This window comes from Candidatus Methylobacter oryzae, assembly GCF_003994235.2.
Taxonomy (GTDB): domain Bacteria; phylum Pseudomonadota; class Gammaproteobacteria; order Methylococcales; family Methylomonadaceae; genus Methylobacter_A; species Methylobacter_A oryzae.
Map to the genome: position 1 here is coordinate 1 of NZ_RYFG02000096.1, position 23,000 is coordinate 23,000.

Here is a 23,000-nt window from a genome sequence, read left to right on the forward strand (position 1 = left end):
CTTATTTTTCTTATCACGGGCGGGCCTTCCGTTGCCTAGGGTTAGTTCATGCCTCATATTCTATACCGGCTGTCAATGCGTAAGTTCTAATAAGTTAAGAACGGTAGGATGGATTTTTCCATAGATAAAATGCAATTACCCCAGCATCAACCCCTGCAAAACCTTAATCTCATCCCTAATCTTAGCCGCCTGTTCAAACTCCAGGTTTTTCGCATGCTTGTACATCGCTTCTTCGAGTTGCTTCAACTTCTTGCCGGCCTGTTTCGGCGTCATCGCCGCCTTGTAATCGGCCGGGAATTCGGCGACTTTGTCCAGCAGCTTGTTGCCATTGGTCATGCCTGCGCCCGGAATCGAGACTTGCAGAATATCGGTGACGGACTTGAACACGGTTTTCGGCACGATATTGTGCTCAACGTTGAATTTATGCTGTTTTTCGCGCCGGCGTTCGGTTTCGTCTATCGCCTGCTGCATCGAGCGGGTGATTTTGTCGCCGTACAGAATTGCTTTGCCGTTCGCATTTCGCGCCGCGCGGCCTATCGTTTGCACTAGCGATACGCTCGAACGCAGGAAGCCTTCCTTGTCGGCGTCCAGTATCGCGACCAGCGACACTTCCGGTATGTCCAAGCCTTCGCGCAACAGGTTGATGCCGACCAGCACATCGAAATTACCCAAGCGCAAATCGCGGATGATTTCGACCCGCTCGACGGTGTCGATGTCGGAATGCAGGTAACGCACTCGCACTTTGTGTTCCATCAGGTACTCGGTCAAGTCTTCGGACATGCGTTTGGTCAGCGTCGTGACCAGCACCCGCTCTTTTACTTCGACGCGCTTGTTGATTTCGGACAGCAAATCGTCAACCTGCGTGGTTGCCGGACGCACTTCGACGACCGGATCGAGTAGGCCGGTCGGTCTGACCACTTGCTCGGCGAACACGCCGGAATGTTCTTTTTCGTAAGGCCCGGGCGTTGCCGAGACATAAATCCGTTGTGGCGCTCTCGCTTCGAATTCGTTGAACATCAACGGCCGGTTGTCCAGCGCCGACGGCAGCCTGAAGCCGTATTCGACCAGCGTTTCCTTGCGCGAGCGGTCGCCTTTGTACATCGCGCCGATCTGCGGCACGGTGACGTGGCTTTCGTCGATGATGACGACAGCGTTGGCCGGCAGGTAATCGAACATTGTCGGCGGCGCTTCGCCCGGCCCGCGGCTGGACAGGTGGCGCGAGTAGTTTTCGATGCCGGAGCAATAGCCGACTTCAAGGATCATCTCGATGTCGAACAGCGTCCGTTGCTCCAGCCGCTGCGCCTCGACCAGTTTGTTCATGGAATGCAAATGCTCAAGCCGGTCTTTCAGTTCGATTTTGATCGCATCGACCGCGGACAATAGTTGCTCGCGCGGGGTTACGTAATGGTTTTTCGGGTAGATCGTGTAACGGGCGATGCGCTGGGTGACTTCGCCGGTCAGCGGGTCGAATAGCGACAGCCGTTCCACTTCATCGTCGAACAGTTCTATACGCAACGCCTCGCTGTCCGATTCGGCCGGGAACACGTCGATGACTTCGCCGCGCACGCGGTAGGTCGCGCGGCGCAGGTCGATGTCGTTGCGGGTGTATTGCATTTCGGCGAGCCGGCGCAGGATGTCGCGCTGATTGATCATGTCGCCTTTGACCAGGTGCAGCACCATTTGGAAATACGATTCCGGCTCGCCCAAGCCGTAAATCGCCGACACGGTCGCGACGACGATGGTGTCCTCGCGCTCGATCAGCGCTTTGGTCGCCGACAAGCGCATTTGCTCGATATGCTCGTTCAGCGCCGCGTCCTTGTCGATGAACGTGTCGGAGGCCGGGACGTAGGCTTCCGGCTGGTAGTAGTCGTAATAGGAGACGAAATACTCGACGCTGTTTTCGGGGAAGAATTCTTTCATCTCGCCGTACAACTGCGCGGCCAGGGTTTTGTTCGGCGCCAGGATCATTGCCGGACGTTGCACTTCGCAAATCACGTTGGCCATCGTGAAGGTTTTGCCGGAACCGGTCACGCCGAGCAAGGTTTGATGTACTTCGCCGTCGCTCAGGCCCTCGACCAGGGCTTGGATCGCGGTAGGTTGGTCGCCGGCGGGTTGGAAGCGGCTGTGGATTTTAAACTGCTTTTTCATCGGAGATTCACAATAGTAAATGTAGGCCGAAATGGGCGCTACGCGGGCAATAGTCTTCCAGGTTTTACGACTGCCATGGATGGCCCCAGTAAAAACCTGGAAGGTCTAATCGGCAGTTTATACCCATGTGGACAATGCCGGTTCTTGCTATCGCTTAAACCAGTTTACTTGTACTCTGTGGGTATTCCGGCTTATGTCCGGGTTTTCAGGCAGGAACTTGGAAACCAGCGTAAAGTCACGGGTACAATGCCAATAATTTAATACCTAATGTTAGTAAGCCATTATACATAATGTATAATTCGCTTTACCTTTGACATTGATTTTATACGGGCAAACATGAGCATCAAACTTTCAAACAGAGTCCAGGCAGTTAAACCATCACCGACTTTGGCGATTACCGCCAGGGCGGCGCAGATGCGTGCTGCGGGTAAAGACATTGTCGGCCTTGGCGCCGGTGAGCCGGATTTTGATACTCCGGATCATATTAAGGCGGCAGGTATTAAAGCAATCGAAAGCGGCCAAACCAAATATACCGCCGTCGACGGCATCGCCAGCCTGAAAAAAGCGATTATCGCGAAGTACAAGAACGACAACGGTCTTGATTATGAAGCCAAGCAAATCCTGGTTTCGTGCGGCGGCAAGCAAAGCTCGTACAACCTGTGCCAAGCCCTGCTGAATCCGGGCGACGAAGTGATTATTCCGGCGCCGTTCTGGGTATCGTATCCCGACATGGTGTTGCTGGCCGACGGCGTGCCGGTGATTATCGAAACCACCCAGGAGCAGCGTTTTAAGATTACGCCGGAACAACTGCGTGCGGCGATCACCGACAAAACCCGGCTAATTTTCATCAACAGCCCGTCCAACCCGTCCGGCATCGCTTACAGCCTGGACGAACTGAAAGCGCTGGGCGACGTGTTGAAAGAATTCCCGAACATTATTATCGCCACCGACGATATGTACGAGCATACGCTGTGGGAAAAAGGCACGTTTGTTAATATCCTGAACGCGCATCCCGACCTGTACGACCGCACCGTGGTCATGAACGGCGTGTCCAAAGCCTATTCGATGACCGGCTGGCGTATCGGCTATGCGGCGGGTCCTGCCGATTTGATCGAAGCGATGACGACAATCCAATCGCAAAGCACGTCGAACCCGACCTCGATTTCGCAGCACGCCGCCGAAGCCGCGCTGACCGGCGATCAAAGCTTTATCGACGGCATGTGCGCCGAGTTCAAAAAACGCCACGATTACGTCGTCGCCGAACTGAACAGCATCGACGGCGTCGAGTGCATGGAAACCGACGGTACTTTCTACGTGTTCCCGAACGTCGAGAAGCTGTTGGCCCGATTGGACAACATCAACGACGATCTGGCTTTTTCCGAATACCTGATCGAACACGCCGGCGTTGCGTTGGTGCCGGGTTCGGCGTTCGGTACGCCGGGACATATCAGGATTTCTATAGCCACCAGCATGGCGAATCTGCAAAAAGCGATGGAACGGATTAAGAACGCGGTCTAAGTTATTTCCATAAGATGGGTGGAAGCATTAGCCGAAGCCCATCGTAATTAACTGTCGTCAACTGATTTAGTGTGTTACAACAGGGCGCATTTTCGGGCCGGTAAATACACCAAGATAAGTTATTGCCAAGGATATACCTCAACCGGCAGTTAAAAATGCCTTAAATGGATATGCACGGCTCCTGAAGTACTAGAAAATAGAAATTTTACCGCGTTGAGAAAAACGGTATGTCAGCAGCAGGTCTCACCCGGTTGCTAACCTGAGCCGGCATTAAGAAAGTTGCCGGTCTTCCCATTAAACAGATTAAAGTATTGCTTTGAAATAAACCATCCAGATCGGAGATTTAAACCATGACGTTGAATTACGGCAAAGAAACTGATTCGTGGCCTATTCATTTGTGCAAAATAGCACCATTTGCTTCCGGCGAAGTCATTGATGGCCGGGTTAAAGACGATAGTCGCTTGCCGCTCCGTCCATCTGTGCTATCCAAATATTGCGTTGTTTTGCTTGCGATGTTACTTGGCAATCATATGGCCTATGCTTGGAACGTGACGGTGCAAACCGATGCGCCGAACGCTGCCGCCGTCAGCCTGGAAAACGATACCTCACTAAGCAAAGTCGACGTTTATCTGACGTGGCTGGATCTGGACGATAAAACAGAAACCGGATACCGTAGCTGGATTCCGGCTTTAGGTTGGCAAAATGGATTGGTGCCTGAATGGAATGGTAAGGATTTAGCCCCGTTTTCATCTCAACCGGTCACTTCCTTACCGTCCGAATGCCCTGCGCAGCATCGCTGTTTTTTAGCCTGGGTAGCAACGCCTAACGGCGCCGATCCTTTGGACTGGAAGCGTTGGCGGGCTTCAAGCTTATTGCCGTTGAATGCGCTGGCCGCCACTGCCAGGTTGCCGGGACAACATTTTTTCCTGGCCAATAATTCTGTAAGCAGTACTTTTTCTGTAACTGCCGGTATCGCAACGGATGCGGCAGGAACGGCAACAACGTCCACTATAGAAAAGCCCGACGTGTTTCATCTTGAGGGCACGCGTTTATTTTATGCCAACGCCCAAGCCCAACGTCTGCAAATCATCGAGACGGCCAATGCAACAGCGCCGCAATTGGTTTCTTCCACGGTTTTATCCGGTTTCCCAAAAGAAATCTATACCTTAGGCCAATATCATTTGGTATTGCTGAATTCGGCAACTTCTTCGGCCGGCGCGCAAATAAGCGTGTTTCGCGAAAACGGCGACGGCAGCCAGAGCGAAATCAGCACGTTCAAATTATCGGGCCAATTTTTAGAATCCAGACGCCGGGGCGACGTGATCTATACGGTCAGTACGCACTATGATCCCGAACTGCGTTTAGTCGTGCAGTCCTTGGTTATTGATGCTAACGGTCAGCTCAGCGAGCGCGCTAACCAAGCCTGGAACGCCTATGATCCGCATGTTGCGCTATTTGCGGATTATTTAGTGATTACAGGAGGCATCCCCGGCAATTGGACTAACACTGAATTGCGCGTTTTCGATTTGCGCGATCCGGCGCAGCCCTTACGGGCATTGCCGCAAATAAACCTGTCCGGCAGGGTGCCGTCGGAGTTTCATCTCGACGTCAGCGGCAACCAACTGCGCGTGGTTTACAGTGCCGCCGATGCCAATAGCGGCAGCGTTCTGAGCGTATACGACCTGAATGCGGAGCTGGCTCAACTGGGATCGGTTGGCGGCATTGCGCCGAAAGAAGCGTTGTTTGCGACGCGTTTTGCGGAAAATTTTGCTTACGTAGTGACTTATGAGCGCAAGGATCCTCTATGGGTTATCGGGCTCAGCGATCCAACGAAGCCGGTCATTCTCGGCGAACTGCAAGTACCCGGCTGGTCGGAAAAGTTGTTCGTTCATGGCGACCGCGTTTTTGGACTCGGCGTCGACGATCAACCTTTCGGTAGTGGAACTTGGGCAAGACGAGTCGCTGCCAGCCTGTTCGATGTTTCCGTTCCGGCTGCGCCCGGATTATTGGGACGATTCACCGCAGTGACCGATGACTCGGTATATTCCTGGTCGCAAGCCCTGAGCGACGAGCGCGCATTATTATTAGATTGGGAAAAACAATATGCTTTGTTGCCGGTTGAATCATGGGGCAACACGCCGGGCAGTTATCTGCAATGGGTCGATTTTTCTTCCGGCGTTCCAAAAGACGGCGGACAACTCAAACTCAGTACTCAAGCCGAGCGTAGCGTTGCCTTGAGTTCCGAATTGTGGGGCGTATTGGGCAACCAATCGTTCCTGACGGTAGGCCGCAGCAATGGCGTTCCCCAAGTGTTGGGACAAGTGGAATTAGCGCGTAATGTAAGCTGGTTGTATCTTGACGAGGGTGAATTATGGTCCGGAGTCTACGGCAATCAAGGCTATTACCGCCTGTACCGGCAAAAAACCGCCAATCCGGACGAAGCTGAAATGAAATGGAATTTGGATCATAACTATAACCAGATATTGGCCACTAACAGCCATGTGTTTTTCTTTCGTTGGCAACCTTTTACATTAGGCGCGTTGGATAGAGTGCGCGGCGAGTTGCTGCCCACGCTGGCTCCGACTAACGACAAAAACAGCGTTTATGGGCAGGCTTTCGCTGATGGCGACCGTTTTTATATCAGCAATTCCACTTGGCAGGATGTTAAAGCGCTCGACAGCCAGTTGGCTTTGCCGGACAAAACCGGTAATACCGGGTATCTGTCATGGACGTTACAAGGATGGCAAGCTGCGGCGGCTGGTATGAAGTTCGTGGCCAATTACAATATACCGGGGCAACCGATAGGATTTGCTTCGGCCGGAGGCTTGTTGGTCAGCGAGAACGGCACCGATACCGAACCGCTGCGTATCGATCTGCTGACATTGGACGCCAACGGCAATGCCAGCCTGCGCGACAGCCTGACTTTGCCTTGCCCCGCTTATAGCAATACCTTGCTGCAAGGCGATACGTTGTATATATCCTGCGGCAACGCAGTGATATACAGCGGAGCTAAGGTTGACTCCGCTAATACCGGCAATAAGCTTCATGCGTTTCGCGTTGACGGCGCAACACTGACGCCGAGCGGTGAATGGGCTTTCGATGAATGGCCGCGGCCGCTGGCTGCATCGAATAACGGACTGGTATTGGTCGGGGCTGGCTTTTATCCAATCTATTACACGGATGTTGTTGGGATTGCTGCTATGTCTATCGGCACATTTCCGTCATGGTCGTCTTCTTGCCGCTTGTACGACATGACTTCGCTGGTCCCGGTGTTGTTGGATACGTTTGACAATTGTCCGGCGGCGCAGGACGTCGCGATGGACGATAAAAACGTTTATTTTGCCCACGGCTTTGCCGGCATTGAAACTCACCAAATAAAGAGAAAATAGGCCGTTGCGTTCAGCCAAGGCCGGGTTCCGGCCTTGGCTTATTTCAGTTCTAGCGATTGAATTTGCGTGCAGAAACAATTCGAACCGTAGAGCGCGATAACGAGTACACAGTTAAAATTCACCAAGTCCCGGTATTTTCCATCGCCAGCCATTTTTCCGAAGGCAGCAACGGCGCGTCTTTCTGCAACAGCTCGATAGAGATTTTATCCGGCGAGTGAATAAACGCCATGCGTCCATCGCGCGGCGGGCGGTTGATGACTATGCCGGCATCCATCAATTTTTGGCAGGTGTCGTAAATATTATCGACTTCAAAAGCCAAATGGCCGAAGTTGCGGCCGCCCTGGTAATCTTCGGTGTCCCAGTTATAAGTCAGTTCCAGTAACGGCGCATGCATTTTGTCAGCCTGATAGGTATCCTCCGGCGCATACAGGTAGACCAGCGTATAACGTCCTTCTTCGCTGTCTATTCTGTTGTGTTCGATTAAACCCAGCTTGTTGCAATAAAAGTCCAGCGATTCATTCAGGTCATGAACCCGAACCATGGCATGTAAATAACGCATAGTGTCTCTCCTTATGAATACTTGGTTTTAATTTCGGCATGGCGGAAACAATCGACGGTGTGATCGTTAACCATGCCGGTCGCTTGCATGTAAGCATAACAAATCGTGCTGCCGACAAACTTAAAACCGCGTTTTTTAAGATCCTTGCTCATTAAGTCTGAAATTGGTGTGGCAGCCGGAACCTCGGCAGCATTTCTCCAGGTATTGTGCAGCGGCTTGTGATCGGCAAATTGCCAGATATAGTCGTTGAAACTGCCAAATGCCTGTTGGATAGTCAAAAAGGCTTGCGCGTTGGTCACTGCCGCATTCACTTTCAGCCGGTTCCTGACTATACCCGGATTCGCCAGCAGCTCGCCGATTTTTTTGTGATCGTAACGCGCAATTCTTTCCGCATCGAAATTATCGAAAGCTTGTCTGTAGCCATCGCGTTTGTTCAGAATAGTCGACCAGCTCAAACCAGCTTGGGCGCCTTCGAGAATCAAAAACTCAAACAGCAGCCGGTCGTCATGTAGCGGCACTCCCCATTCATGATCGTGATAGTGTTCTTCATTAGGGCTGGAAAGTGCCCATGCGCATTTTTTCATTGTTGCTCCCGGCGAAAAGTAGATTTATTGCTGTTCGGGGTGTGGTTTGCAGTTCTTGCTCAAGCTAATGCCCGGCGGGTTGACAATCCGGGGCTCAAACCGCATCATCGATTCAGTTTATCTCTATTAGCCATTTTATCCCATGAGTAATGACAATCTGCAAATCCGCCGTATCGCTATCGATACTTATCATGAAAACGTCGCTTATATGCATCGCGAATGCAGCATGTACCGGGCTGAGGGCTTTCAGGCGCTGTCTAAAATCCTGGTTACCGCCAACGGTTCCAAAGTGCTCGCCGTTCTTAACATAGTCGACGACAGCTCCATTGTACTGGCCGGGGAGCTGGGCCTGTCCGAGCAGGCGTTCCAGCAGCTTAATGTCGCCGAAGGCAGCCTGGTTACGGTTAACCATGCCGAAAACCCAAAGTCGATGGATGCGGTGCGCCGCAAGATCAACGGCGAACGGCTCGATCAGGACGACTTCAACGAGATAACCAACGATATTGTCGAAGCCCGTTATTCCAAAATGGAAATGGCCGCGTTCCTGGTCGCGACCGGGCAAAACAATCTTGACCGCGACGAGCTTTTTTTCCTGACCCGCGCGATGCTGCGCTCCGGCGACACGATGAACTGGCATGAAGCGCTGGTCGCCGATAAGCATTGCATCGGCGGCATTCCCGGCAACCGTACGTCAATGCTGGTCGTGCCGATTGTCGCGGCGCACGGTATGTTGATTCCAAAGACCTCCAGCCGCGCGATTACCTCGCCGGCGGGTACGGCCGATACGATGGAAGTGTTGTCCGAGGTGAACCTGAGCCCGGAACAGTTGCACGACATCATACGCCAGGAGCGCGGCTGTCTGGCCTGGGGCGGCACGGCCAAGCTCGCGCCGGTCGATGACATGCTGATTTCTGTTGAACGGCCGCTGGGCATCGATTCGCAGGGACAAATGGTCGCGTCGATTTTGTCCAAAAAGCTGGCTGCCGGGTCGACGCATTTGCTTATCGATATTCCGGTCGGCCCGACGGCCAAGGTGCGGCACATGAACCAGGCGCTGGCTTTGCGGAAGCTGTTCGAGTTTGTCGGCGACCGGCTCAACATACACCTGGAAGTGATGATTACCGACGGCCGCCAGCCGGTAGGGCGGGGTATCGGCCCGATACTGGAAGCGCGGGATATTATGCAGGTGCTGCAAAACGATCCCGATGCGCCGTTCGATTTACGCCAAAAGTCCTTACAGCTGGCCGGCAGGATCATTGAATTCGATCCCGACGTACGCGGCGGGCAAGGTTATGCGATTGCCCGCGACATCCTCGAATCGGGGCGGGCCGGCGCTAAAATGAATGCTTTGATCCGAGCTCAAGGCGCGAAGGTAATCGATTTGCATCCGGGCAGTCTCTGTCATGATGTTTTGGCCGATAGTGCCGGGATAGTGACCAGCATCGATAACTTTCAAATGGCGAAAATAGCCCGGCTTGCCGGTGCGCCGAAGATAAAAAAAGCCGGCGTCGATCTGGTCAAGAAATTAGGTAGTCCGGTGGAAAAAGGCGATGTTTTATACCGGATTTATGCGGAGTTTCCGACCGATTTTAAATTCGCCCAGGAGGCGGCGATGCAAAACAGCGGTTACACAATAGGCAGTGAGGAACAAATTATTAAATCGTTAATTGCTTTTTAACCCGGAACAATCTCAGCCCATGATAATACTTGCTTTCCCCGATTATTTAAGCCAGGCGCGCCGTTTAGCGGCCAAGCTTGACGCGCCGCTGGCGGAGGCGGCGCTGCATCATTTTCCCGACGGCGAAAGCCTGGTTCGGCTGCCGCCGTCGCTGCCCGGACATGTCGTTATTTGCCGCAGCCTTAATCAGCCTAACGATAAATTGGTCGAGCTATTGCTGTCGGCCGCGACCGCGCGGGAACTAGGCGCCAAGCGCCTGACTCTGGTTACGCCTTATTTGGGCTATATGCGCCAGGACATCGCCAACCGGCCCGGCGAGGCGGTCAGCCAGCGCATCGTCGGCAAACTGCTTGGCGAGCTGTTCGACGATGTGCTGACCGTCGATCCGCATTTGCATCGCATCTCATCCTTAAACCAGGCGATTCCGATTAAAAACGCGATTAGTCTTACCGCTGCCGATCAAATCGGCGCGTTCTTAAAACAACAATTCAAGCATGGCGTATTGCTGGGGCCGGACAGCGAGTCGAAACAGTGGGTTGCGGCTATCGCCAAAAATATCGGCTTCGATTACGCGATTGCCGAGAAACACCGGCTAGGCGACAAACAAGTGGAAATGACGCTGCCGGACGGCGATTACCGTAACAAGCCTGTGATTATTGTCGACGACATGGCCAGCACCGGCAGGACGATGGCTAAAGCGGCCGGGTTGCTGCAAGCCAAAGGTTGCGGCGATATTTACGCGGTGGTTACTCATGCCTTGTTTTGCGGCGATGCTTACGATCATATCCTTAACGCCGGCATCAAAAATATCTGGAGCACAGACAGCATCGATCATCCAAGTTCCTGTATCAAACTCGACGCTTTGCTGGCCGATGCGCTGAAGGCAATTACTTGAGCTTGCCCTCTCACGAAACTTACGCCCTTTGGGTATAAAGCTGAGTTGAGCAGCTTGCCCGCTCAAACGAAACTTATGCCCTTTGGGTATAAAGCGTTGACAGAGCCCAGGCCAGTTAATAGACTGAACATTGTTAGCCCCCGATTTAATAACTTCAATAGGACCCATTTATGCGCATTAAAAATTGGCTGATTGCCGCCTTGTTTCTCGTATCACCGTCACTGTATGCACATACCGGAGGACATATCGAGCACAGCTTGATGAGTGGTTTATTGCATCCTTTAACCGGCATCGACCATTTGTTAGTGCTGCTGGCTGTAGGCCTGATTGCAGCCAAGCAGGGCGGCAAAGCGTTGGTTGCGTTTCCTGCTGTGTTTTTCGGATTGATCGCAGCCGGTGCGTTGCTTAATGCCGCAGCGGTGCAAATCCCGTTTGTTGAATCGTTAATCGCTTTGTCGCTGGTAGCGTTCGGTTTGCTGGTTACGATTAGCCAAAAACAGCGCGCTAAAATGCTCTTTTTGGGCGTATCGTTTTTTGCGGTATTTCATGGCTATGCGCATGCCTCGGAAATTCCGGCTGATTCCAGCGCTCTGCTGTATTTCTCGTCGTTAATGTTGATGAGCCTGGTCATTTGTCTTGGCGGTTGCGTCATCGGCATGACAGGCGGCAAGCGTATGAACTATTTGTTCTCATTAGTCTGCTTAAGCAGCGGTTTGTATTATTTAGCTGCCGGCTAGTGAGCCGTTATTAAAAGCTATTTGTAACTTCAGCGTATTTCTAATGGAACACGGATGACACGGATCGGGCGGATTTATACGGATTTTTAACTCAAGCCAAGTAAATCCGTGTTCCATTTCTCTATGTGCTGAATAGTTCAACTATTTTTTCAAATACAGTCTGAAAGACTGTCATCGCATCAAACGGGGACTGCTTGTAATCCCCGTTATCTCCTAAAGCAGGATCAGTTACATTGTCTAAGTCCGATAAAGAAGTTGTTTCCGCAAGAATCGATTATATCGATGTCTGGCGGTTTTTGGCCGTGGTCATGGTCATTCAATCGCATGTTTTTGTTTATAGCGGCTTAAAAGTAGCATTCTTGGCGCCTTACTTGGACCAGTTGGACCGCTTGGGTGAGTTGGGGGTCTTGGTCTTTTTCGTGATCAGCGGTTTCGTTATTTGTTCCGGTCTTATTGCCGAAAAAAAACGGACGGGTAGCATTTGTTTATCCGCATTTTATCTGCGCCGGTTTTACCGGATCATTCCGCCGCTTTGGCTGTATCTGTCCAGTCTTTTACTGCTTAACGCTGCCGGCGTTATTAAAATTTCATTAAAACAGGCGCTAACCTCGGCCGCGTTTTTATGCAACATGCCGTTTCCCGATGGTTGTTCGTGGTTTGCCGGACATACCTGGACACTGGCTTACGAAGAGCAGTTCTACCTGGTTTTTCCTCTTCTGATGCTGTTTGTGCCGTTGATTAATAACAGTTTGCGCTTTGCGTTGGCGATAGCCGGCATGACTATTATTGCTGTGTTATTGAACAGGGCGGGGCACCTGCTGATTGGCGAATACTTCATGTACTTTATTTTCCTGCTAATCGGCTGTTGTTCGGCATTGTTGCCTGAAGAGATTATCGGCCGTATTCGCCGGATGCACGTTGGGGTTTGGCTACTCGTTATTGCGTTGCTGCTGATCGCTATCGGCTATGTGCCGGATGGCCTTCAACGACAGGTTAAGGTGTTGTGTTACCCAGTGTTGGTTTTGTTGATGGTGCTGGGCACGCCGACGCGGTTTAAAGCGGTTGCGCTGGTTTTTAAGAACCGGCAGTTGTGTTATCTGGGAAGAATATCTTATACGGTATATTTGTGGCAGGAGCTGGTCACAGGAAATTATCTCGGCTGGTTAACCTTCGTTAATATCGCTGCTGTTTTTGCGTTCGCAATGATTTCGTATCGGTATATTGAGTTGCCGTTGCAAAGAAAAGCGACTTTGTTGTCGGATGACTTGAAGGCGGCCGCCGTAGCGTCGTTTCCCGCCTAAAAACAAAACCCTCGTCCGTCAAGGTTGAGGGCTTTGTTGTTAACTAATCCGTTTGCGCCGCAAAACTGTGGACCCATACCAGCGCATCTTCTTGCCAAGTCATTCCGGCATGCATTTTTAAAATAAGATCCCGGTACATATCAAGACTGGGATAACCTTCCGCATTGGCGTCGGCATCGGTCATATCGCCTAAACGTTGGCGCTTTAAATCGGTCACAACGAAAGTCATTCCGTCCAGTTCAAAGGTTTCGCCGGGCCAGCCGTATACGCCGTTACGGCGTTGCTGTGTTTTTCTTCCGGCTTTTGTCGCTTCAACCAATTTTGCATGCGTCACCAAGCGGTCTATCGAACAGTTTTTTTCTGGGTAAGCTTCCATTGTCGATCCTAACTAAGTAAAAAATCTATTGTACACCAGCAAACTCGTCCTGTAGCTTGAGCCAACTGTCATTTTTTTCCATATTGGCTAATTTAATTTCTGCGGCGGCCGATAACGGGATATAGATAGATTTTATCTTGGAGATCAAAGCTCATGATTATAAAAAGTTCCAACATCCAGCTAAACAGCAGTCATCAATTTTTAAAAAGTACGGAGGAGTCCGAATCTTTACGTTTCTGGAAAACTCAACAGCAGCCGGTAAACAGAAATGCGTTGCCTTCAAAAGAATCGCCAACCGATGCCGTCAGCCTGAGTGCAACAGCGCAAACGCTTAAACCTGAAAAACAATCGCTTGATCTCAGCGAAGGACTCGACGCCAACCATGGCGCCATGTTTTTGATTATAAAAGAGATGATTAGGCGGTTAACCGGCAAGGAGTTCAAACTTTTTTCGCCGGATCAGCTGACAACCGACAGTGCCGATACCGCAACCGACGCTAAAAACGTAGAAATAACAACAACGCCACCTTCTGCACGGCAGCCGGCTTCCGCGGGATTCGGTCTTGTTTACGAGCATCGTGCAGTTTACCAGGAATCCGAGAGCTCAAGTTTTTCCGCAAACGGTGTGATTAAAACGCAGGACGGTAAAAGCATCGATTTTTCGGTTACATTGAACATGAGCCGCGATTTTCGTCTCGAAACAAACACTACTATCACGGCCGGCGATCCCGAAAAGAAAGTCGACCCGCTGGTGATTAATTTTGCCGGTAATGCGGCCGAACTGTCGGAAACGCGCTTTGAATTCGATATTGACGCCAACGGCACCACCGAACAAATCGCGATGCTAAAACCGGGTAGCGGTTTTCTGGCTTTGGATAAAAACAAGGACGGCGTCATCAACGATGGTTCCGAATTGTTCGGCCCGAATTCCGGCAACGGCTTTTCGGATTTGGCCCAGTATGACAGCGATAAGAATGGGTTTATTGATGAAGCCGATCCGATCTACGATAGCTTGAGAATCTGGCAACGCCACGAAGACGGCAGCCAACAGCTTATCGCGCTGGGCGATAAAAATATCGGTGCCATCTATCTGGGACATGCGACCACGCCTTTTCAATTACGAACCGCCGATAACCAGTCGCTGGGAGAAGTGACCGATACCGGCATTTATTTAACGGAAGACGGCAAAACCGGAACCGTCCAACAAATAGATTTGAGTGTGTAAAAGAGAACCATCAGGAAGAAATTATCGATATAGGTAGTCATACGGATAAACTCCGTCAGTTGACTTTGTTAATCTATACCCGACAAAGAAAGGCAGGATGCCATGTTTTGTCGCATTATCTCTCTTACGAGCCACCCGGGGTCAACCCCCTTTTTTCTCCGGGTGGTTTTTTTTGACTCGTATTTCTATCTTTCATCATTCTAGAATCCTTAGCGACCTGATCCTGTTGACAGCGGCGGCTATCTCGTATTTGCGCGGCATCGAAAGCGTGCCGGGATAATCGGGTTGTAAACAATCCAATCCATGGTTATTTATTTGATCCTCCAGCCAGTCTAACCAGAAACGGATCGTTTCAGTTTTATGAGCCGGTTGCGTTAGTTGATTCCGTAAAAGCAGCAGGCAATAGCCGATAGCCAGGAGTTGCGGGGGCTCGGCAATTTGTGGGATCGCATCCAGATTAACCAGGTCCATGCCGTACTCCAGCTGTCTTGGTGCGTTACGTAAATCTTTTATGCGTTTGGGCATTGTCTTGTTCAAACGCCGATTGATATAAACGGGATCGAAATTATCGGCTGCCAAACGCCGGGACACCGAAAAATCGGCGACCGGTTGATTCTCTTCCGCTAGCGGCCCAAGCCGGTCACGCACTTTAGCGCTAATGTCATCGCAACGGTAGTTATCCATCAGCAGACAGGTGTCGGCTTTTTGCAAAAAATACCCCAGACCGCCGACGACAAAGATCATTGAAATGCGGTGTTTGTTCCATAGCGACCGGACGGTTGAATAAAGCGGCTTGATCGGTTCCTGTTCCGCATCCAGGATTTTTTTGATTAATTCATCGCGCACCAAAAAATTGGTTGCGCAGCTGTCTTCGTCAAACAGCAGCAGGCGGCTGCCGCTCTCGATGGCTTCGATAATATTAGCGGCTTGCGAAGTGCTGCCGCTGGCGTTGTCCGACGAGAAGCACTGGGTTTTAAGGCCGTTCGGCAGGTCGCCGATAAACGGGCTGATGTCGACGTCCCGAATACTGCGGCCTTCCTCCGACCTGATAAAGACCGCATCGTCGCGAGTTACCGCATATTCGCGCCCGTCGCCCGGAATATGCGCATAAACCCCGGCTAAAATCGCCTGCATCAATGTCGATTTACCGTGATAACCGCCGCCGGTAATGCAGGTAATGCCTTCTTTAATGCCCATGCCTGAGATGCTGCGTCTATTCTCTAAAGGAATTGTTATTTGTAGTTGGGCGGGAGATTGAAACGCTTTGACCGATAAGGATGTTGAGGGGCTATCGTCGACGCCGCTTTGCCGCGGCAGTTTGGCATCGTTGGCGATAAAAGCGACCAGGTTATGTTGACGCATGAATTGAATAATTTGGGCTCGCGTTTTTTGTACGTCGGTAAACTGCTCGAGCAGCGTCCGGGTTTGCCTGTCGTAATGTTGATAAAAGAATGTCGCGTCAACAATTGCAGCCAGCTCTTCATTTAACATGATCCAGGCTTGCTCGGCATCGAAAACGCCACCGCCTTGGCCTTTAGCCGGAAGGCTGATCATAAAACGTAAATAAACCGCGTCGCCGGCAAACAAAACGCTATCCCTGCGCAGCATCTTTTGGCTCAAGGCGACGGTGTTGAAAGAACCGCTGCCGTCTTTACCGCGGTTTTGCCGGGCAAACCGGTCGATGCCGCCGCGAAAGCGCCGAATCAGAAAGTCGGCTACCGCCAGCTTGCATTCGGCAGTTTGTAAAAAAAGCTCAGGGATTTGGCTGTCCGCTAGCGATATTTTTACCGATGCAATCGAAGCAGGGTTGGCGCCGGGACTACCTTGCATTTTGATGAAGCTGAGTTGAAAGCCGGGAAAAAAGTAAGAACCGCGCAGTTTATGGATATGCTGAAAAGGCAGGTCGGCGATAGAAGCCAGTAAGTCATGTAATTTATTCACATTTCCTCCTGCCTTGAGTTTCAGGAAGCGGACAAATCAGCTTCCTTCAACAGTGTTGCCGTGAAAGTTCAAAGCCGCAAGCAGCCTCATGTCCACCGGGCCGGCGTCGATGCCTAACAGCTTGAAGGCAGCTTTTATATCGGCGGCTTTTACCGATTCAACCGAGCCGAACCTAAAACTGAACAGCTTGTTTTTCTTGCCTTCAGGAAAACCGGACATGATTTCATTAATGCGATCGTCGATAAGCTTCCTGGCTTTGTTCAACTCCGTAGCGACTTCCGGCTTTAGGCCGGGAAACAATGGCTTGTTAGGCAAAGGCTTGGCCTCAACCGCTAAATCCGGCTGAAGCCTTTTGCGAATATCCGCCAATTTTTTGCTTTGCCCGTGAGCTACCAACAGGTTACGTTCAGTAACGCTGACTTTGGGCCGGGCGGCGGGACTGCCGGATGTTTTTTTCATGAGTTAGAACGGGATGTCGTCATCGTACGGCGCGTCGAAATTATCATGGCTAGGGCCTTGTGGAGCAGAGGGCTGCGAAGGCTGATAGCTTTGTTGCGGCGCTTGATTTGAGTCGTTTCTTCTGCCGACCAAATCGATAATGTTGGCGTTAAGCTCCAGGCTGGTCTTAGTCGAACCGTCTTGCGCCCGGTATTCACTTTGACTCAGTTCGCCCGAAACAAACACTTGCTGGCCTTTTTTCAGGTAATTTTGCAGTTGTCCTTCGGCTCGTTTGCCCCACACCGCACACCTGATCCAGAGTGTTTGCTGCTTGTCGCCGAAGCCGATGTTGTTGGCTACGGTGACGTTCAATACCGCCTGGCCTGACGGTAAATACCGGACTTCCGCATCGCGGCCCACAGTGCCGGTAAAACTAAAGACATTGCTCATACTTTTCTCTTCGATAGTTGGATTAATAATGCCGCTATTATCGCCGGTTCGACCAAAAATAAAAATGCCAAACCTTCAATCGGCTTTGATTATTAGAAGCTGAAGTAAAAAATCTCGTAACTATTCAGCGCATGCCCAATAGAACGCGTATGACCCAGATCGTTAAGTACCTGAATATAAGTTTCTAACTAAGGTTCAAAGCTGGAGTGCAGGCTACGCCTGCTTTGCAAGCACCAACAGTAGGCGCTTTAGGCGGAGCTTGCACTCCAAATATATCCGGAAACTTTAGCCGGATTGAAGAACGGTTGCGGCTAAGTAAAAAGCTCTATACCGCAAGCCGTTGTTTTAACTTATGATCGAACGGCCTGACTCCTTAATTCCAATAACATGAGCCCGACTATGAATAGATTTCCAATCGATCTTGGCGTTTACCGGCGCATCTCGTTAAACGCGAACCATACGACGCTGACTGACGAGCAGCGAAGCAGTCTTAAAGCCAATATTCAACTGTGCCGCGACGCAATCGTCTTTTTCACGGCTACCGGTGCGGCAAGAGGCGTTGGCGGACATACCGGCGGTCCTTACGATACCGTGCCGGAAGTTGTTATTATGGATGCATTGTTCCGGGGCGAGGCCGATAAATATGTGCCTGTTTTCTTTGATGAAGCCGGGCATCGCGTGGCCACGCAATACCTGATGTCTACGCTTAACGGCGATCTGCCTGCCGAGCGTTTGCTGGATTATCGAGCCGCACATTCTCATTTACCGGGCCATCCCGAGCTGGGGTTTACGCCGGGCGTAAAGTTCAGCTCCGGGCGCTTGGGGCACATATGGCCCTATGTTAACGGCGTGTCTATTGCCAATCCGCACAAAGTGGTGTTTTGCCTGGGTTCCGACGGTTCGCAGCAGGAAGGTAACGATGCGGAAGCCGCACGCTTGGCGGTCGCCCAAAAATTGAACGTTAAATTGATTATCGATGATAATGACGTCACCATCTCAGGTCATCCGTCCCACTATTTGCCCGGTTGCTCCATTTCTAAAACTTTGGCCGGCCATGGGCTAACGGTATTTGAAGGCGACGGCGAAGATATTGACGATCTTTATCAGCGTATGTGTATGGCTATTAATACCGATGGCCCTGTCGCGGTGATTAACCGTCGCCCGATGTGCCCCGGAATTGCCGGCTTGGAAGGTTCAAATCACGGCCACGACGTAATCCCTGTGAAATTGGCGATAGAGTATTTGGAATTTAGAGGGCGGCAAGCGGCGGCGGATTATCTTAAAACTATTGAAGCGCCAAAGAACGAGGCTGTATTCTTGGGTTCCAGCGATAAGTGGGATGCCAACCGTAACGTCTTCGGCGATGCAGTCGTGGCGATTCTGGACCGGATCAGCGAGGCCGAGCGAATCGAAACTGTCCGCGTGATCGACAGCGATTTGGAAGGTTCCTGCGGCCTGTCCAAAATTCGTAGCTCTCATCCTGAAGTGTTTATTTCTTCCGGCATCATGGAGCGCGGCAATTTCTCGGCCGCGGCCGGTTTCGGGATGAAATCGGGCAAGCAAGGCATTTTCGCTACTTTTAGCGCATTTCTGGAGATGGTGCTTTCAGAAATCACGATGGCGCGTTTGAATCATTCCAATGTACTCAGCCATTTTTCGCACTCCGGCATTGACGACATGGCTGACAATACCTGTCATTTCGGCCTGAACAACCTGTTTGCCGATAACGGTTTGAGCGACGGCTATGCGACCCATCTTTACTTTCCGGCCGACGCGTTGCAAATGAAAGCGTGTTTGGAAGCGATCTTTTTTAATCCGGGCCTGCGTTTTGTATTCTCGACCCGGTCTAAAGTGCCGGCTATTTTAAACACTGACGGTCAAGAGTATTTTGGCGGCGAGTACAAGTTTATTTCCGGCAAAGACGAGGTCATTCGCGAAGGGACTCAAGGCTACATTGTCAGTTTCGGTGAGGCCTTATACCGGGCGTTGGACGCGGTCGAACGCTTAAAACAGGAAGGTATCGATGTCGGTTTAATCAATAAACCAACCTTGAATGTGATCGATGAAAAGATGATGGTCAAAATCGGTAAATCGCCGATGGTGTTGATTGTCGAGTCGTATAACCGCAAAACGGGATTGGGTAGCCGCTTCGGTTCCTGGTTGCTGGAACGAGGATTGACTCCGAGATATGCGTATATTGCAACGCATAAAGAAGGCTGCGGCGGTCTGTGGGAACAGTTTCCGCATCAAGGTATCGACCCGGCAGGGATTATGGCCAAAGTTAAGGACTTATTGAAAGCTTAATCCAATTGGATGCTAGCAGGGCGTATGGAGCGCTCTTTATTGATACAGTAACGCATTGTAAAATATCGGATTTTCGGTGCTATTTTATAACTTAGCAGTCAATAGAATAGCGTCCGACATTATCTTGGAAACGTCAAGCTCTGTAACGTGATGATAAAATCGGCCATTAGGCGCTATTTTTACAACAGGACCTTCAGCGCAATGCCCGAAACAGCAGCTCTCCTCGACATTAATTTCATCGCCTTCCGTTGCAGCCTGTAGTTGCTGCAATAGTTCTTTACCGCCACGCGCACCGCAAGACGGATGATTTAAGGAGTAGCGGTAGTGGGTACAAACTAGAAGCGTAACTTTACACATACCTTGTGTTCTGGAAATCGAGGTCGGCTAATTATTCTATCGCAGTCCGGCAGGGTTTATTGCTGAGTTTCAATATAATGACGCAACGGTATTAAGAGCAATTAAAATCGATCGGTTATTGTAACGGTTCAGGGTTGCGCTAAGCTTCGGTGTATCGGCCATTCGACCCCCGGCTAAGTTTGAAATTTAGGTATACCGAATCATTCAGTTTTTTGAATCCGGACACAATCTGTCGATTGCGTTTTGCTACCATGCAGTAAGCAATCAACAGACTTTCAAGGTGCCGGTGGCGCAAATTGTTAGATCACTTTTTTCTGCTAGAATTAGATAAGTCTATTTCAGCGTTAGTGAAAATGCTGGTTCGCTGAAGAAACTACCCCAAAACAACTATCAACTAGATGAGATAAATATATATGGCGACCATAATTGGTAAAAATCCTCTTGGAAAAACCGAAACCATTATTGGTAGTCCGGATAATGATGTGATCGATGGTTTTGGTGGTATTGATTATATTGACGGCGGAGCGGGGACTGACATTGTTATTTTTCACAGCGCTAAAGCCAATTTTGACATCACAACCATTAACGGGGTTACTAGAGTCGTTGCAAAAGTTTTAACAGATGGAGCAACGCCTCCAACAATATTAACAACTTTTTATTCTTCTGCTGCTGCAACAACTGTCGATACCCTGATTAACGTTGAAACTGTTATATTCGAATCACCAACAACGGGGATCCAAGAAACCGTTTCTCTTCCCCCAACTCCCTCCGACGTTTACTTTGCCAATTATGTGCTTACTGCCAGTGCAACCACGGCTAGTGAGAATGCCAATATCATAACCTATACGGTAAAAACGGGAACCTTGGACAATCCTACGATTTCTGCCGGCTTAAAAGTAAATTATACGTTGAGCGGCACCGGCATTACGGCGGCAGACATTGTTGGCGGTTCTTTGACCGGGCAGGTGACGATTACCGACGGCGCAGGTACATTCACGGTAGCGATTGCTGCCGATCATCTCACCGAAGGTGCTGAGTCGATGATAGTGACACTGACAAGCACTAGCGGCGCAACCCTTGCCATCGCGCCTGCGCTCACCATCAGCGATACTTCTTTAAGCCCGACCTATACGCTTACCGCAGGCTCATCCTCTGTCAATGAAGGTGCGAGCATTACTTACAGCTTGGCTACAACCGATGTTACTCCCGGTACGGTCTTTAACTACACGCTGAGTGGTTCCGGTATTACTGCCGCCGATATTGTTGGCGGTTCGCTGAGCGGTACGGTGACTGTAGATGCCAGCGGTACGGGCAAATTCACGGTAGCGCTTGCGTCGGACTACCTTCTTGAAGGTGCGGAATCGATGATTGCGACGCTGACCAACACTAGCGGAACAAAGCTTGCCGACGCGTCTGCGGTTAGCGTTAAGGATACTTCGTCGACCCCAACCTACAGTCTCTCTACGAATTTTGCTTCGGCTAGCGAAGGCGCCAGCATTACTTATAATCTGGCTACTGCCGGTATCGCTGCCGGCACGGTTTTAAATTACACGCTGAGCGGTTCCGGAATTACCGCCGCTGACATTGTCAACGGCTCTTTGAGCGGCTCGGTAACAGTGGGCTCCAGCGGTTCGGGCACATTCACGGTAGCGCTGGCTTCAGATCATACCACTGAAGGCACAGAGTCGGTGTTTGCGGTACTAACAAGTGCTAGTGGAGTACCGCTTGCTGTCGCGTCTAGTGTTGACATCAATGACACTTCCTTGACGCCGGCCTATACGCTCTCCGCAAACTCATCCTCGGTCAATGAGGGCGCAAGTGTTACTTATAACCTGTCCACAGTCGGTATTGATACGGGCTCGGTTTTAAATTACACGCTGAGCGGTCTTGGCATTACTACGGCAGATATTGTCGGCGGTTCTTTGAAAGGTACGGTAACAATCAATAACGGCAAAGGCGAGTTCACGGTAGCTGCCGCCGCCGATCATGTCCCCGAAGGCACGGAGTCGATGATTGCGACGCTGACCGGTGCTGACGGCACAGCCCTTGCCGTAGCTCCTTCAATCGTTATTAATGACACTTCAGCCAGCGCGGGCTCTGTTTCGAATCCAACCTATAAGCTCTCTGCCAGTTCGTCCTCGGTCAATGAGGGAGGTAGCGTGACTTACACCCTGACCACGACCGGTGTCGTTGCCGGCACGGTTTTAGACTACTCCTTGGGCGGTCTTGGCATATTTTCCGGAGACATTGTCGATGGTTCCGTAAATGGTTCCGTAACAGTGGGGGCCGGCGGCACCGGTACGTTCACGGTTGGCGTTGCTGCAGATAATTTTACCGAAGGCGCTGAGACGATGGTGGCAAAGATAAACTACAAAGGAGCACTTGTTGCCAGTGCCGCAGTCAATATCAATGACACATCCATGGCACTGGCAGGATCAGCAGGATCGGCTATTTCGAATGGGACAAGTTCTGCCGATAATTTTACCGGAACAGCGGGGAATGAGTTTATCGATGGAGGCTCGGGGATTGATACTTTAAGTTATGCGGCTAACTACTCATCGTTTACGGTAACGGCAAATCCTGCCGGATATACAACGTTAACAAGCAATCAATTCGGTACGGACAATATTAAAAACATTGAACGGATACATTTTTCCGATAAATGGTTTGCTAACGACATTTCAGGCAACGCAGGAGTGGCTGCCAAGGTAATTGTTGCGGCTTTTGGCGCTAAGTCAATCGATCAATACATGGCGCTCGGATTGAGTTTAGCCGATTCCGGAAAGTCGCTTAACGATTTATGTGAAATTATTACAAACGCGAAGATGATTGAGACTATTAGCGGCGATTCCTCGACTAAAGGATATGTTAACAGCTTATTTACTAATATTGTCGGCCGCGCCCCTAATGCCATTGAATCCATGACTTATGAAAGTATGATTAATAATGGATCAATGACCAGATTAGGTCTTCTTGAAATGGCTGCGACCACTAGTTTAACGCAAGACATTGTGAACTCACTGAATATTGAACTTTTGGGAATTCCTTACAGCCCAGGATTTTAGCCAATTCCGGTGTTTAATTTATCGGTTAAATATATT

Annotated in this window: 17 protein-coding genes; 9 read left to right on the forward strand and 8 right to left on the reverse strand. The window is 50.6% G+C overall.

Translation table 11 applies throughout. From position 1 onward, the window contains the following. Positions 1 to 135: 135 nt before the first annotated feature. The gene (gene uvrB, locus EKO24_RS11160; RefSeq protein ID WP_127029456.1) at positions 136 to 2,148 is read right to left on the reverse strand and encodes an excinuclease ABC subunit UvrB; all 2,013 of its coding nucleotides are present in this window, start codon (positions 2,146 to 2,148) and stop codon (positions 136 to 138) included. Positions 2,149 to 2,484: 336 nt separating this feature from the next. On the opposite strand from uvrB, the gene EKO24_RS11165 reads away from it, so the two are divergent. Next, entirely contained in the window at positions 2,485 to 3,666 is a 1,182-nt protein-coding gene (locus EKO24_RS11165; RefSeq protein ID WP_127029455.1) for a pyridoxal phosphate-dependent aminotransferase, read from the forward strand. Positions 3,667 to 4,016: 350 nt separating this feature from the next. Then, positions 4,017 to 7,055, forward strand: a complete 3,039-nt coding sequence (locus tag EKO24_RS11170; RefSeq protein WP_127029454.1) for a beta-propeller domain-containing protein — start codon at positions 4,017 to 4,019, stop codon at positions 7,053 to 7,055. 118 nt (positions 7,056 to 7,173) lie between these two features. Here EKO24_RS11170 and EKO24_RS11175 read toward each other — a convergent pair whose 3' ends face one another. Beyond that, positions 7,174 to 7,614, reverse strand: a complete 441-nt coding sequence (locus EKO24_RS11175; RefSeq protein ID WP_127029453.1) for a VOC family protein — start codon at positions 7,612 to 7,614, stop codon at positions 7,174 to 7,176. Between the two features lie 11 nt (positions 7,615 to 7,625). Beyond that, positions 7,626 to 8,198: a DNA-3-methyladenine glycosylase I gene (locus EKO24_RS11180; RefSeq protein WP_127029452.1), complete on the reverse strand. Its 573-nt coding sequence runs from the start codon at positions 8,196 to 8,198 to the stop codon at positions 7,626 to 7,628. Between the two features lie 142 nt (positions 8,199 to 8,340). On the opposite strand from EKO24_RS11180, the gene EKO24_RS11185 reads away from it, so the two are divergent. The 4 genes from EKO24_RS11185 (at position 8,341) to EKO24_RS11200 (ending at position 12,809) form a co-directional block, all read left to right on the forward strand. Continuing rightward, the gene (locus tag EKO24_RS11185; RefSeq protein ID WP_127029451.1) at positions 8,341 to 9,876 is read left to right on the forward strand and encodes a thymidine phosphorylase family protein; all 1,536 of its coding nucleotides are present in this window, start codon (positions 8,341 to 8,343) and stop codon (positions 9,874 to 9,876) included. 19 nt (positions 9,877 to 9,895) lie between these two features. Further along, positions 9,896 to 10,771: a ribose-phosphate diphosphokinase gene (locus EKO24_RS11190; RefSeq protein WP_127029450.1), complete on the forward strand. Its 876-nt coding sequence runs from the start codon at positions 9,896 to 9,898 to the stop codon at positions 10,769 to 10,771. A gap of 170 nt (positions 10,772 to 10,941) precedes the next feature. Further along, a complete protein-coding gene (locus tag EKO24_RS11195; RefSeq protein ID WP_127029449.1) occupies positions 10,942 to 11,508 on the forward strand; it encodes a HupE/UreJ family protein in 567 nt (188 codons plus the stop codon). Positions 11,509 to 11,741: 233 nt separating this feature from the next. Continuing rightward, positions 11,742 to 12,809 carry an acyltransferase family protein gene (locus tag EKO24_RS11200; protein WP_143733216.1) on the forward strand — a complete coding sequence of 356 codons (1,068 nt, stop codon included), beginning with the start codon at positions 11,742 to 11,744 and terminating at the stop codon, positions 12,807 to 12,809. A gap of 43 nt (positions 12,810 to 12,852) precedes the next feature. Here the strand turns inward: EKO24_RS11200 and EKO24_RS11205 are convergent, their stop codons facing one another. After that, positions 12,853 to 13,185, reverse strand: coding sequence for an ASCH domain-containing protein (locus tag EKO24_RS11205; protein WP_127029447.1), 333 nt, complete (start codon positions 13,183 to 13,185; stop codon positions 12,853 to 12,855). Between the two features lie 153 nt (positions 13,186 to 13,338). Between EKO24_RS11205 and EKO24_RS11210 the strand changes: the two genes are divergently transcribed. Further along, complete coding sequence (locus EKO24_RS11210; protein WP_127029446.1) at positions 13,339 to 14,409, forward strand: hypothetical protein; 1,071 nt, start codon at positions 13,339 to 13,341, stop codon at positions 14,407 to 14,409. 195 nt (positions 14,410 to 14,604) lie between these two features. Here EKO24_RS11210 and EKO24_RS11215 read toward each other — a convergent pair whose 3' ends face one another. From EKO24_RS11215 to EKO24_RS11225, 3 genes are read right to left on the reverse strand one after another with little or no spacing between them, the layout of a single operon-like run. Then, positions 14,605 to 16,350, reverse strand: coding sequence for an ABC-ATPase domain-containing protein (locus EKO24_RS11215; protein ID WP_127029445.1), 1,746 nt, complete (start codon positions 16,348 to 16,350; stop codon positions 14,605 to 14,607). Positions 16,351 to 16,386: 36 nt separating this feature from the next. After that, positions 16,387 to 16,809, reverse strand: a complete 423-nt coding sequence (locus EKO24_RS11220; protein ID WP_127029444.1) for a hypothetical protein — start codon at positions 16,807 to 16,809, stop codon at positions 16,387 to 16,389. Positions 16,810 to 16,812: 3 nt separating this feature from the next. Beyond that, positions 16,813 to 17,238 carry a single-stranded DNA-binding protein gene (locus EKO24_RS11225; RefSeq protein ID WP_127029443.1) on the reverse strand — a complete coding sequence of 142 codons (426 nt, stop codon included), beginning with the start codon at positions 17,236 to 17,238 and terminating at the stop codon, positions 16,813 to 16,815. A 399-nt stretch (positions 17,239 to 17,637) separates the two neighbouring features. Here EKO24_RS11225 and EKO24_RS11230 point away from each other — a divergent pair, with 399 nt between their 5' ends. Then, positions 17,638 to 19,542 (forward strand): transketolase C-terminal domain-containing protein, encoded by a 1,905-nt coding sequence (locus EKO24_RS11230; protein ID WP_127029442.1) that lies wholly within the window; start codon positions 17,638 to 17,640, stop codon positions 19,540 to 19,542. 84 nt (positions 19,543 to 19,626) lie between these two features. Here EKO24_RS11230 and EKO24_RS23620 read toward each other — a convergent pair whose 3' ends face one another. Further along, positions 19,627 to 19,899: a (2Fe-2S) ferredoxin domain-containing protein gene (locus tag EKO24_RS23620; RefSeq protein WP_127029441.1), complete on the reverse strand. Its 273-nt coding sequence runs from the start codon at positions 19,897 to 19,899 to the stop codon at positions 19,627 to 19,629. Positions 19,900 to 20,312: 413 nt separating this feature from the next. Between EKO24_RS23620 and EKO24_RS11240 the strand changes: the two genes are divergently transcribed. Next, positions 20,313 to 22,964, forward strand: a complete 2,652-nt coding sequence (locus tag EKO24_RS11240; protein WP_127029440.1) for a beta strand repeat-containing protein — start codon at positions 20,313 to 20,315, stop codon at positions 22,962 to 22,964. Positions 22,965 to 23,000: the final 36 nt, after the last annotated feature.

Bases quoted from the DNA above. Each gene is read 5' to 3' on its own strand.
- uvrB (WP_127029456.1), bottom strand. From the start codon at position 2,148: ATGAAAAAGCAGTTTAAAATCCACAGCCGCTTCCAACCCGCCGGCGAC.
- EKO24_RS11165 (WP_127029455.1), top strand. From the start codon at position 2,485: ATGAGCATCAAACTTTCAAACAGAGTCCAGGCAGTTAAACCATCACCG.
- EKO24_RS11170 (WP_127029454.1), top strand. From the start codon at position 4,017: ATGACGTTGAATTACGGCAAAGAAACTGATTCGTGGCCTATTCATTTG.
- EKO24_RS11175 (WP_127029453.1), bottom strand. From the start codon at position 7,614: ATGCGTTATTTACATGCCATGGTTCGGGTTCATGACCTGAATGAATCG.
- EKO24_RS11180 (WP_127029452.1), bottom strand. From the start codon at position 8,198: ATGAAAAAATGCGCATGGGCACTTTCCAGCCCTAATGAAGAACACTAT.
- EKO24_RS11185 (WP_127029451.1), top strand. From the start codon at position 8,341: ATGAGTAATGACAATCTGCAAATCCGCCGTATCGCTATCGATACTTAT.
- EKO24_RS11190 (WP_127029450.1), top strand. From the start codon at position 9,896: ATGATAATACTTGCTTTCCCCGATTATTTAAGCCAGGCGCGCCGTTTA.
- EKO24_RS11195 (WP_127029449.1), top strand. From the start codon at position 10,942: ATGCGCATTAAAAATTGGCTGATTGCCGCCTTGTTTCTCGTATCACCG.
- EKO24_RS11205 (WP_127029447.1), bottom strand. From the start codon at position 13,185: ATGGAAGCTTACCCAGAAAAAAACTGTTCGATAGACCGCTTGGTGACG.
- EKO24_RS11210 (WP_127029446.1), top strand. From the start codon at position 13,339: ATGATTATAAAAAGTTCCAACATCCAGCTAAACAGCAGTCATCAATTT.
- EKO24_RS11220 (WP_127029444.1), bottom strand. From the start codon at position 16,809: ATGAAAAAAACATCCGGCAGTCCCGCCGCCCGGCCCAAAGTCAGCGTT.
- EKO24_RS11225 (WP_127029443.1), bottom strand. From the start codon at position 17,238: ATGAGCAATGTCTTTAGTTTTACCGGCACTGTGGGCCGCGATGCGGAA.
- EKO24_RS11230 (WP_127029442.1), top strand. From the start codon at position 17,638: ATGAATAGATTTCCAATCGATCTTGGCGTTTACCGGCGCATCTCGTTA.
- EKO24_RS23620 (WP_127029441.1), bottom strand. From the start codon at position 19,899: ATGTGTAAAGTTACGCTTCTAGTTTGTACCCACTACCGCTACTCCTTA.
- EKO24_RS11240 (WP_127029440.1), top strand. From the start codon at position 20,313: ATGGCGACCATAATTGGTAAAAATCCTCTTGGAAAAACCGAAACCATT.